The organism is Ruegeria sp. CDSA079, assembly GCF_059612245.1.
On record NZ_JBXWQF010000028.1, the window covers coordinates 1 to 12,419 of the forward strand.

General features: G+C 52.6%; 9 protein-coding genes. 1 reads left to right on the forward strand and 8 read right to left on the reverse strand.

The genetic code is table 11. The annotated features are described in order from the left end of the window. Positions 1-231: 231 nt before the first annotated feature. Positions 232-1,185 carry a helix-turn-helix domain-containing protein gene (locus tag AC2FJZ_RS20125; protein WP_496779865.1) on the reverse strand — a complete coding sequence of 318 codons (954 nt, stop codon included), beginning with the start codon at positions 1,183-1,185 and terminating at the stop codon, positions 232-234. A 284-nt stretch (positions 1,186-1,469) separates the two neighbouring features. Here AC2FJZ_RS20125 and AC2FJZ_RS20130 point away from each other — a divergent pair, with 284 nt between their 5' ends. Beyond that, entirely contained in the window at positions 1,470-3,200 is a 1,731-nt protein-coding gene (locus AC2FJZ_RS20130) for a sulfatase-like hydrolase/transferase (protein WP_496779867.1), read from the forward strand. A gap of 271 nt (positions 3,201-3,471) precedes the next feature. Here AC2FJZ_RS20130 and AC2FJZ_RS20135 read toward each other — a convergent pair whose 3' ends face one another. The 7 genes from AC2FJZ_RS20135 to AC2FJZ_RS20165 form a co-directional block, all read right to left on the reverse strand. Continuing rightward, on the reverse strand, positions 3,472-5,367 hold the full coding sequence (locus AC2FJZ_RS20135) for an amidohydrolase (RefSeq protein ID WP_496672114.1): 1,896 nt from the start codon (positions 5,365-5,367) through the stop codon (positions 3,472-3,474). Positions 5,368-6,565: 1,198 nt separating this feature from the next. Continuing rightward, on the reverse strand, positions 6,566-7,219 hold the full coding sequence (locus tag AC2FJZ_RS20140; protein WP_496779869.1) for a DUF3299 domain-containing protein: 654 nt from the start codon (positions 7,217-7,219) through the stop codon (positions 6,566-6,568). Positions 7,220-7,237: 18 nt separating this feature from the next. Next, complete coding sequence (locus AC2FJZ_RS20145; protein WP_496779870.1) at positions 7,238-8,731, reverse strand: ABC transporter permease; 1,494 nt, start codon at positions 8,729-8,731, stop codon at positions 7,238-7,240. Then, positions 8,731-9,417 (reverse strand): ABC transporter ATP-binding protein, encoded by a 687-nt coding sequence (locus tag AC2FJZ_RS20150; protein ID WP_496779872.1) that lies wholly within the window; start codon positions 9,415-9,417, stop codon positions 8,731-8,733. The genes AC2FJZ_RS20145 and AC2FJZ_RS20150 overlap by 1 nt, the downstream gene beginning before the upstream one ends. A gap of 29 nt (positions 9,418-9,446) precedes the next feature. Beyond that, positions 9,447-10,556: an HlyD family secretion protein gene (locus AC2FJZ_RS20155; protein WP_496779874.1), complete on the reverse strand. Its 1,110-nt coding sequence runs from the start codon at positions 10,554-10,556 to the stop codon at positions 9,447-9,449. 82 nt (positions 10,557-10,638) lie between these two features. Further along, positions 10,639-11,937 carry a guanitoxin biosynthesis MBL fold metallo-hydrolase GntH gene (gene gntH / locus AC2FJZ_RS20160; protein ID WP_496779876.1) on the reverse strand — a complete coding sequence of 433 codons (1,299 nt, stop codon included), beginning with the start codon at positions 11,935-11,937 and terminating at the stop codon, positions 10,639-10,641. 160 nt (positions 11,938-12,097) lie between these two features. Next, entirely contained in the window at positions 12,098-12,406 is a 309-nt protein-coding gene (locus AC2FJZ_RS20165) for a hypothetical protein (protein WP_496779878.1), read from the reverse strand. Between the last annotated feature and the right edge of the window lie 13 nt (positions 12,407-12,419).

Consider the following 12,419-nt stretch of genomic DNA (forward strand, 5'->3'; position numbering starts at 1 on the left):
GCTGATCCCTCCCTTTAGGAAGAATTGAATCAGCAACTTACCAACCGATCAAGCCCGAGTTTTTCAACAAAATAGGCCCAAGATTGCCGTTGAAATAAACCGCGGCATCTGTCGCGAACGGCGGACGGCAGACCTTCGCTGCAATTTGATTGATTGACCGAATGCTCCCTCATTGGCCGTCAACATCCAGACACATGTTTCCGCAGCAATCTTGAAAGATAAAACGGGTGTTCACTCCTGACCTGCACCGGTTTGTGATGGCAACTCCCCGAACATGTTGTGGTAGTCTTGAGCGAATTGCCCTAGGTGCCAAAAACCCCAGCGGTTAGCGATGTCGGAAATGCTGTAGTGACTGGTTTTACGGATCAGGTCGGATCGAACCCGATTTAGGCGAACTCGTTGGTAATACTTCTTTGGCCCGACACCAAACTTCTCGAGGAAGGCACGATCCAAAGTGCGCCATGAAACACCGACCTCCCTGCATATTTGGCTGATCGGAACATTTTCGCCAAGGTGGGCTAGCATCAACTCGGTAGTTTTCGAAACGGCCCGAGACCGGATCAAAGGCGTGCTTTTGTCTTCGTGTTGATCGTATGAGTTTGCCGCTAACAGAAGGCCAGCAACAATCTCCTCTTCGATGGCGTCGGTCATCGGCGGTGCGTAACTGCCCGTAAGCCTTTCAGAGAGTTGCCGTATCGCTGCCAGACGTTTGTGCTGTCCAAAAATTGCCGGTTTCGCAGAAGTTCGTAAGCTCTCCGGGATATTCAGGCCCAAGGCGTCAGCCAGGAATTCTACATCGTGCTCTTTGACAGAAACAGTTGTGCCGCAAAAATGTGTGGCGCTTACGCCGTCAAAAGGGTCGGAACTGCCGAAAGACAGCAATTCGGATTCCGATGTCTCCTGACCTTGCCAAACCTGAACATCGTTGCGCCGGATTACTCCAAAGGTAAGCAACCCTTTGGGTGACACGCCGGTTTGGTGTACGGCGCGTGACATTGAAATGTTCAACAGTGTTACAATGCTTCCGGCGCGAAGCGTTACCTTGGTTTCCATTGCACCGGCCTCGATCTGTCGAAAATCAATTTCCCACGGAGAGAAGCCGTTTATGTCGTTTGGCTCCGGCAACGTCATCACCACCAGTGGTTCGGACCTGGGCAGGTTTGGCGAATTTTTGATGTGGTTCATTCCCTGCCTCAGTTAGTTTCCCGGTAATGTTAACCTCCGGATGAATGCTTGAGCAAGTTGACCCGCGTGGAAGGTAGAGAACGCAAACCGGCTACAATGGGGCGCCCGCCGCTCCCAAAGTGCGAACGACGTTCAGAACGCATCGTCACGCTTCTGACGCGGGATGAACGTTCGGAACTGGCCCGGCAGGCTGCCGCTACTTCTCAATCACTGTCTGCATACACCCATCAGCTGATCACTGATGGCCTGAAGAACCAAAAGAATTCAAACAAGGATGCCAAACCATGAAACAAAAACGATCTGTGGGAGTAATTGCGATCCTTACGGCATTCGCAACGAGCGCTCTCGCACAGGAAAACGCAATAGTTCATGACGCTGAATACTACATTCTGGAAGCGCAGAACGGGAAGGTCTGGGCCGTTGAGGACGGCGAACTGGACAAGAAACTGGCGGCCCTGAGAGAGCAATACGGTGCCCCCCCGAATATCGTCCACTACATGTGGGACGACCAGCCACCGATGGCTTTCGGCGATCCGATTTATCAGCAAATACGCGGCTACTCGACACCAAATCTGAACCAGCTTGCCGAAGATGGAATGCAGTTTTCACGCATGTATACCGAGCCGGGCTGCACGCCCAGCCGTGCGGCGGTTCTGACAGGCCAGAACGCTATCCGCACAGGCACCTGGGAAATCGGATTTCCGATTGAGTATACCGGACTGGCGGCGGAAAATGTGACTTTGGCCGAAGTTCTGTCGGCCCAGGGTTATGCAACCGGTTTTTTCGGAAAACAGCATCTGGGAGATATCGAGGAATCCTATCCCATCAACCAAGGTTTTGATGTCGCGTTCTGGGCGCTCTACAATCAAGTCACGAGCCTATATAATGCAACTGGCGAGGGTGCCAACGCGATTGTCGGGATGAAAGAGGAGTTGCTTGCTGACAACCCCTATCAGCGCGACCATAGATTCGTTCTGGACGAAGGTTTTGTCTTTTACATGGAAGGCAAGAAAGGCGAACAAGCCGCCGAATGGCGCAACGGCTCACAAGAAGTACAGGACTACAATGATTTCGACATCGAGAGCCGGAAGCGTGCAATCAACTTCATTCGTCAAAGTGCAGAAGCAGACAAGCCATTCTACGTCGCATGGTGGCCGCTTTGGATGTCCTTCATTCCTAACCCTCAGAAAGTGACCTTGCAGCGCGGCATGGTGGGGGAAAGCTATCATCGCGTAATTGAACCCGACATCGCTCTTTTGCGGGAAACTCTGGCAGAATTAGGAATTGCAGAAAACACACTGATCGTTGCCATGGCCGACAATGGCCCGATGACACACAATCCGCCTGCCGGTGCCGGTCTGGGTGAAGGCCTGTTTCGTGGTGGCAAGGGCGACTTTACTGAAGGTGGTGTCCGGGTTCCCGCAGCAGCACTTTGGCCGGGCGTGATCGAGCCAGGTACTTATGCGGCTGACATGATCCACGAAACCGATTTGTTCACGACATTTGCTAGGCTGGCAGGAGCCACCCAGCATATTCCCACCGACCGCATCATCGACGGCATCGATCAGACGGCGCTGCTGCTCAACGGCGATACCCACGGACGGCGCGATCATGTGTTCATTTACCAGGGGCCTGACCTAGCGGCCACAGTCAAAGACCAGTTCAAAATCCACTGGACATCGGATGATCCGGGGCAGGCCAAGTCCGGCCTGACTGCTGTTTACGATCTATATAACGACCACCGTGAAGCCAATCCAATCGTCGTCGGTGGCTTCCACTTTAAGGAGCCGTTCAAGCGAATGCGCGCCCGACATGAATTGTGGAAACAGAAGTATCCGGACCGCAAACACAACCGCGGACCAGCGTATGCAAACCTGTCCAATGCCCGTCCCGCCACGCTGGCCTTGTCAAACCCGCCAGCAGATTTTGATAGCTTGCCGTTTGACCCGTTGGAATTCATAGAGCATCTAGACCAATTGCCCTACGAATTGGGTGAGCCGGGATACGGCGAATAACAATGCCGGAGAATTGCCGCCCGGCGGTGATTCTCCTATTACTTCACGACAATCAACTGAAACGGTTTGTTTGAAGCACACCTGACCCTGAACCGGTCGTTTGCGGCAAGGGCGGTGATTGACTGGATTGGGCCGACAGCGCTAATTAGGCTTATTACCGCCAATTTCCGCTCTGTCCGCGTGGCAGTCGTTCATGCCGAGTGCGGCGAATGACTGCTCTGAGCCCATTCCGGACAACCTCTTCCTACAACTCGCAGCACAAAAATAAGAGTTAAATGTGTGTGTGTACAACTTTGAGAGCATGCTCAAGTGTTGCTCGTGCAAAGTCAGCGTCTATGTTGCCAACTCCACCGACCGGAGGCATCAACGACGCTTTCCTCACTTCCTTTTCAACTGGAAAAACCCGCCCTTCCATCACGGTTCCCCAGACTTTAACGTCCCTGATTTTCATTGGATCCACCGCAATAGGGTTGTCGTCGAGAATGGTAAAATTTGCGCGTTTCCCCGGTTCGATGCTGCCGATCTCATGTTCAAGTTTCAATGAATAGGCGGCTTCGATCGTGACACCTCGAAGGGCTTCCTCTGCACTGACCCGTTGATCCGGTCCCGCGACACGACCGGAAGCAGTCACCCTGTTTACGGCACACCACATCAGGAAAAGAGGATCGGCTGGTGCCATTGGCATATCAGAATGCAGCGACCAGGAGATCCCTGCCTTCGAAATATCGCCGAGACGAACCATCGCATCCGCTCTTTTCGACCCGAGACCGACAGAAGAATATTGGTCTGAAAGTGCAGTGACGTAGTATGGATTGCCACTGACGATGGCGCCAAGCTCCGAAATTCTCTGCACCTGTTCTTCTGCGCTAACCGCGAAATGAACCAGAACGGTTCGATGGTCATAGCGCGGGTTGCGTCTCAGATTCATTTCGAGTGCGTCAAGAACGCGATCAAGTCCTGCGTCTCCGTTCACGTGCACATGAATTTGGTAACCTGCATCCCAGTAAATGCGGAATGCTCTATCAAACAGGCTCTTGTCCATCATCCATTCGCCCGTGTGGCCATCCAGATATGGATCACGCACTTGCATGAGCAACGAATAGATCGCCCCATCCGCAAACAGCTTGGCTTGCTTGGGCGCAAGACTGGTCATGCCCCCATACCAGCTTTCCAGTTTTTCGGTCTCGGCGATCACCTGAGCATCATCGGAATAGGTGTCGACCAAAGTTTTGGCGTCCGGCATGAAAGACCAACGGAAGGGCATGCCAGGACTGGACATAACTGCGTTGATACCGTCCTGAACAGGTTTGGCCAGAATGCCACCGGGTTCGTTTCCAAACGTAATGCCTTTGGCGTGCATGTAGTCACGCGTCAGCTCCAAACCGGACTGCAACCGCTCCGGGGTTGCAGCAATTGAAGCGATGAAAGGCAGCACCGCAAATAATCCCTGCTCCCAAAATCGTCCCTCCAAAAATTTGGACTGTACCTGCTCCGTAGCTGAAAAACCTTCGACGACGTCCTGCGTGACACCTCCCATTTCCAGTGCGGCACTGTTCAGTATCATCTCATGACACGACCTCGCCCAAACCAGTATCGGTTGTGTCGAACTTATGGCGTCGAGATCCTCCCGCGTAAGCGGACCATAAAAGGCTGGGTGATACCCCCATGAAACGACTGGCTCAGATGGGTCGGTACGTTGCTCCACTGCTTTTGTTAGTCGGTCGGTGAAATCCTTTTTGTCCTTTACCGCAGGGACTGTGCCCGCGGGTAAAACCCAATCTTCGATCGAAAGGATTTCTGAAGACATCGTGAGAGCCGCCAGTAACGGGTGATCGTGCTGGGCGAGAAAACCAGGCACAATGACGTGGTCGGCAAACTTTGTATCTACTTTATAGCGCTGCCCTTTCAGGATGCCTTGAACGTCTTCAAGACTACCGACCAAAAGAATGCGGCCATTTACGACAGCGACGGCTTCAGCTGAGGGCTTTGCCGGATCAAGCGTCATTATTTCTCTGGCAGTGTAAACCGTCACCTCGGGAAGTCGTACGATTGCCGTTCCCAATTCAGAAAGCGAACCGGACTGTCCAAACGCAGTGCTGAGTGGCGTTAAGGCAGTTGCACCGGCAAGCCCTGATCTAAGAAATCTGCGTCGGCTAATCTTAGGCATTTCTGACCTCCTGACGTCTGTTTTTTGCACTATGCCGGAGAAACGCGGCGGCAGCCAAAAGTTTTTCGAATAGGTTTGTATGCTGAAGTTGTTTCTTTGCGAGCGTCCGCTTAGTCCGCATTGCGGATAATGATCGGAATGGATCGGGTGTCTGCGTGGACTTCAAAGCGGTCTTTCGTGCTAAGTGCACCAAATGGCCAAGCAGCTGATGTACTCTCGGCGTAACGAGTTTGTTGCCGCGCGGGGGTGGCCACATCTCACCTGACATAGCAGTCAAAAAGTCCAGATACCACGCGCTTGGTGTGCGCGGGGTATAAACAAAATTGCGCCGCGTCCGGGTGAGGCCGGGGGGTGGGGTGCGACATTCCGACTCGGCAGATGCTTGGCGGGGTCTTTCAGCGGATGCCGAGCAATGCGAAATCCCATAAGGGGGCAGATAAGGGGGCTGAGAGCATTGAGGCGCACCAACTCATTGAGTTTATGAGAAAAGTGGCGGAGACGAAGGGATTCGAACTCTCGAAACGGTTTCCTGCCTACTCCCTCAGCAAGGAATGGGCTGCGAAACCGAATTAAGAATTGCGAGCACCATGATCGCATAGGTGGATATTTAGGTGGACATCATTCGATTTTGATTCGAATTTTACATAAAAATCTAAAGGCTAATTCTAATAAATGGTGCCGGGGGCGGAATCGAACCACCGACACGAGGATTTTCAATCAAGTTCCCAAACGTGATTTCAATGGGTTACAACAAAATTCATCACTTCGTGTATAACTTTTGAAAATCAAAGGGGCGCCCTGAATTCAAGATATTGAAACTATTGCAAAAAACAAAGTGCGCCGACGCTAACCTGGGCGAGCGGACGAAACCAACTCTGTAAGTGACCGCTCCAGCCGGCCTAGAGACAGCAGGAGCGTACGTGACGAGAGGAATGCACGCTCATCAGAAAGGTCAGCAATCACATAGTCAATTTCTCCCGTTTTAATCGAAAGCCAATCCGCATTTGTGAAACCCGTACGCGCGGATTGGTGTGATCACAAATTGGCTGTTCATGTTTAAAAGTCGCCGTTTTAATCATCAAGGAGCTTCAGATGAGACTTGCAGCGTCACAACTGCACGAACCAACGATCCTGCTACAGGGGAACGGCGCCAATATGTATCCCGGTGAAGCCGAAGAACGGGCCCTAGTCTGACTGATCAGTCATAGATTTCTACTGCCCGCGCATCCATCGCATATGAAGTTTCGATATTGGCTTGGCCATCTACATAGTTGAGCGATTGGGATCGACTGAGTGCCCGCATTTCTCCGCTTATCCAGACTGGCTTATATAATTCATCGATTTCGAAGCCTTGTTCGTATCGCACATAGACCATCTGATTGGCTGGAGGTGGTGGTGTGTGGATGCAGGCTCCAACTGTCGGAACCAGAAGGAATTCGAACGCCTTCTGGTCGACAATGTCCAGGGGAAGTAGATAGCCAGGAAGTCGCACGTTCTCCCCCAAAAGATCAAGATTCGGTTCGCGCGAAGCAATCAACCGTTGGTTCATCACAATTTCGCGTTGTTCAAACAACCAATCTGGGTCAAGACCTTGAGACACAAGATCTTCGCGGATCTGGACCGCTTCGGCGCGCTTCTTGTCATCCGCAGTGTCCGCATGCAGAACCTCAATCCGATAAAGCATGGCCAACGCATTGACCTGAGAATATTCCAGGGTGGCAAAAGGATCGTGGTAGGGCCGCTCTTCAGGAAGGAGATCCTGCCAACCTATGTTGCGCGGATCCGCTGCAAGAAGAGGCCCCGCAATCGCAAGGGCGAATAAAATATTCAGAAAATGCGTAATGGTCTTCATTTCAGCGGATCCTTTTATTCAAAGCCGCACCGACAGTCCGTCTGATAGCGTCATACGGTACACCCTTAACGCAGGTATAATACTGGCAAGAAGACCAGAGCAGAAAACGAGGGCTATGAGAAGAACCTCGCGAAAACTCGGCAGGTCAACACCGATGCGAAGCCCAAAATTTGCGGCAAGAATCGGATCTATCACGAGCGTGAGAGCGCTGAGCGCGATTACTCCAAGCACGATGCCGGCCGACAACAATAAAACGGCTTCAAGCAAGATCAGGGAAAAGACGCCAGCTGGTGTTGCGCCCACGGATCGAAGGATCGCAAATTCACACCGCCGGTTGTCGAGTGAAGCAGACAACATGACCACCATGCCGATCATTCCGGCCATTGCCACAGCGCCTGCCATCAGACGCAGTGCAGTCTCGGCCGTACTGGTAATCGACCAAAGCTGCAACAGCGCAACATTAGGAAGAACAGCAGTCAGTGCCTCGTCGCGATGGTCTGCAAGTTGCCGTTGAACTGAAAGCACCGCCGTTTTCTCCTCAAGCCCGGCAAAAATCGCGTTGATGGTCCCCGGTTCATGATCATGGCCACCGTGATCGTGCCCGCCAGAGGTCCTGACAGCTTCCACCTCGTCTTCATGGTCGCTCTCGTGGGTATGACTGTCGTCATGTTCCTGATGCCCTTCTTCGTGCTCGTCAGGCTCGCCGTGCTCCGCATAGTCATCGTCTTGTCCATGGCTGTCGCCGTGATCCACATGCCCGTCCGCAAATTCACTGTCCGCGTGATCTTCATTATGGGAATGCTCGGTGGAATGGATTTCGTGTTCTTCGGTGGCCTCAGGTGCATCGATCAAAACGAATGGGTCCGCAACCTCTGAAGCAGGTTCTTTGTGTAAGGCGTCAAAACCCTCGAGCGAGACAAAAACCATTCTGTCGACGGCCGTCCCGGTATGCCACAGCACGCCGGTCACTGTGAAAGGCGCTTCGTCGTGGACATCAAAGGCGACTTCTCCTGAGCCATGGGCATTCACGATTTCAGTACCTGACGTGTACCCGAAAGCCTGAGCAACTTTTGCTCCAATCACTGCACCATCTGGAGACTTAAACGGAACACCTTCAGCGAATTTCAGTTTCTTGCCGCCACTATGACGAAAGTGATCAAAATATTGCTCGGACGTTCCGATCACGGGATATCCACGATGGTTGTCACCCATCATGATCGGCACTGTCCAGCTTACTTGGGGCAGATCTTCGATCATCTCGTAGCTGTCCCAGCTGATACCGGCGCCTGTTGTGCCGACACCAAAAACCGTTGCCATCAAGATCTGCACATCGTTTCCGCGTGCCGCAATGATCAGGTCGATCCCTGATGCAGATTTAGCAAAACCCGCTCGTGCCTCTGTTCGCAGCCGTTCAACCCCAACAATCAAAGCCACGCTCAAGGCAATGCTAAGAACAGTCAGCGCAGCGATAAAGCGACGATTGAGAAGGCTTTTTAAACTAAGATTGAACATCACGTTTTGCACGCGTTCAGCATCGGCAAGTCAACGCTCCGATCGAAGTGTTTTTCCAGGCTGCGATCATGGCTGACAAATAACAAACTCGCCCCTGATGATTTGCATTCCTTCAACAACAACTGGACAAACGAGCCTTTTGCGTCCTCATCCAAAGCCGAGGTGGGTTCATCCGCCAATACTACTTCAGGCGCCCCTATCAGAGCACGCGCCGCCGCAACGCGTTGTTGCTGCCCAACACTCAGTGCGCTGGCAGGTCGATTGATCAGCTCAGCATCCTCAAGACCCAGCTCACTTAGCAACCGTGTTGCGGTAGCCTTGGGGTCTGGCCCCGATCGATTGCGACGTTGCGCTGAAAACCTGCAGGGCAGCAACGTGTTTTCAAGCGCACTGAGCCAAGGCAAGAGATTAAAGACCTGGAAAACAATCCCCAAATGATCCACGCGAAAACGGTCACGATCACCTCCGGCCAAAGCCCCGACATCCGTGCCTGCAACGCGAACCGCGCTTTGCGGTACATCGATCACGCCAGCAATTGCCGAGAGCAACGTGGTCTTTCCGCTGCCACTGGGGCCTCTCATAAACACGCTTTCCCCGGCCCCAAGATCAAAGTCATCGATTGAGAGCACCGGGTCGGGTTGACCGGGCCACCGAAACACCAAGGATTTGAGTTCGACAGTTTTCATTGATGACACAGATGCTTTGGTCCGGTTTTTCAAAGATAATTGAGCTTCTTGGTGACCCAGAAAAGGATCTCTGCCAAAACCCCAATGGCTCCGGCCTCGTCTGTCTTAACCAAAGCTGTTCCTGACGTTCCAAATTGCAAGGAATTACTGTCTGCATCTGCAGGTAGTTCAACCAATACGATGTAGCTGGATATCCCGGCTAGTTCGCGCAATGAGGGAAGACCTGATCTTAGATCAACAGTACCTTCGACAGTTCCGACCGGAAAATCGGAAATACGGCCGGTAATTTCTCCACCGGGTTCCGTTCTAAATGCAAGCCGGATTTCGTCACCGACCGAAACATTGGCACGACTGGATTGGGGAAGAGTAGCAATTATTGCAAAGTCTCCGGGTTCGACAAAAGTAATTGCCCCTTGTAGCGGAGTGGCGCGGTTACCTGGTCGGAGTGAAACAGCCGTAACAACGCCGTTTCCGGGCGCTTTTACAACCGTTTGTTCTAATTCCCAAAGAGCTTGCGCAAGCGTCTGTTCAGCCTCCACAACACCTGCGTCACGCCCGTCGATCTTCGCGGCGATACGCCGCTCAAGGCTTGTCTTCCGGGCTTCGGCTGCGCGGATATTCGCGGTCAACTGGTCGATGGTTGAGACAGCCTCTTGCAGTTGGAACGTGGTTGATGCCCCACGTTCTTCCAAACGGATGATGTCATCACGACGCTGAATTCCGAAAGTCAGCTGAGCAGTCAGGGAGTCAATCTCGGCCTCGGCAGCTGATAAATCTGATACCAGTTGATCGGCAGATGACTTTGCAGTTTCCAAAACAGCTTCGAGCCGGGAAACCTCGGCTTTGTACACCTCATTATCTATTCGAAACAGAGGCTCGCCTTTTGCGACTTCCTGGTTTGGCTCGACAATGACTTCTGTAACCGTGCCGGCCACATTCGGAGCAATATTCGTTGAAACACCCTGAATGGATACCGGGCCAGTCGGAGTTGTGTGGTTCAGCGCACCGATGACCACCAGAGCGATAACAGCAGCTACACCGTAAACCAGAGTTTTCCAGAACCCATTCCAGGGGAGAAGATGAAACTTGGAAAAGACCAGCCAGACTATTCCAAAGTAGAGGCCAAGTACGATTAACAAGACTTCATTCCTTCGTGATGTTTCCGGAAAGTTCGAACGACCACCCGAACTTACGAGTGATCGCCCTGTTTGTCATGATGACTTAATTGTCACCTTGCTCTTCCAACACTTTGCGGTTGGCTTCACGATGGCGCCACGCCGCGCCCATACTCTCTTTCAGATTTTCGGGAAGCGCTTCCAGAGGAACAACAAGGTCGTCATCAACTGGCCACTCGGTCAGCAGCTCAGGATGATATCCCTCGGGATAGTACAGCTTAGGATCGATCTCCATATCGCGTACGTAGGGTTCCTGAATGTCTTCGCGTCGATGGGGTGGCTTCGGCACGATCAACTGACCATTGCTAAAGTCAAACTGCGGCGCTCGTGAGTTTGGAAAATCAGGCAATATGCCTTCGCGAACCCATATTTGATCTTTGGTGACGTTCACAACGATCCCGTCCGGCGCTCCAAAGTGATAAGGGCCTTTCCAATGCTCGCGGATCTCTGCCACGGTTTCCTCGATCTGATAGGGGTCATAGCTCATGTGAGTGTTCATCAGAAGCCTGGGTTGCACCAAATTGGCAATGTAGCCGGCCGCATAACTGGGCGTGTGATGGGTATCGACGGTATACCGCCCGAGGAATGGCGGTACGCCTTGAACTCCAGAGGAGATTTCGATGATTTCCTGCTGCTGTTCCGTGACGAAGACATCACAGCCTTTGGCGAAAGGAATGTCGATCATGTTGGGTCGACCGTCACCTGTCCAGACAAAGCACATGCCATTCCAGTCCATCCGGTATCCCGACGCACCGTCCTTGGCATGGCTTCTTTGCCAGTGTGTGACTTTGACACCGTCTTCATCATAGATCACGCCGCCATTATCACGGAAATCAAATTCGTTGACTTCGATGTCCCAACCTTTGCCAACGGGAAAGACGCTGAACGCATCCCGGTGCCAGCCGGTCATCATTTTCATGCCTTCTACCATCGTTGCGGTGCCGTACTCCTTGGTGCGGCCGGATGGGCCATGGACCGTCAACTGCTCGTGCCATCCACCGGCCCAGGTTCCAAACATCCACAAGTACGGCAGCCCACCAAAGTGGTCTACGTGCAGGTGCGTGATGAATACATCGGTAATTTCATTCAGTGCATATCCACTGGCAATAATGTTCGCTGGTGAGCCCTCACCAATGTCAAACATGAAAATCTTACCGTTACCCAGCTCAACAAGAATCGCTGTGTTCATTTGCCCAGGGCGAATGAACGGGGCAGATCCCATGAAGATAATTCTCATCTCGTTGGGCTGTACATCTTCGGTGCGTGGGAACCAGTTTGCCGCACTTTTCAACCACGGTTGAGGAGAGATGCCCTCAAAGGTCAGACCCTCTTTCCAACGTCCCATTGGGACGCCGCCAGTCAGTGCAGCCTCAATATCTTCTTGGGATGAGGGCTCCTGTACCGTAGGAGCCTGACCGAACGCACTTGTGGCGAACAATGTCGCCGCGGTGGCGAGTGCGCTGAGTGACTTAATTGACTTCCTCTGTCTGTTTTGCAGCATATTTTCAGTCCTTTGTTCGAGCCTGGGTGAATATGGGAACCACTTCTGAAATGGCTTTCGGGACAATCTCTGAATTGGTGAATCGAGAGAGATGCTCGGCGATTTCCTCGGCCAGCCCGTCTAGGCTTTCGGTGACAGGATCGATCAGACATGGTGACGTCTGCTCATTGACCTTCCGGGCCCTCTCCAACTCGGTTGAGAGCAACTCGAAGTCACCGCAAAGTGCCTCGAATCCACGATGGTTCTTTCGCATGACGCGGATGCTGCTGACTTGGTCCGGGAAAGCGAGCTCTAGTAAACTGATGTCCGTCATTGCCCTGGCGCCT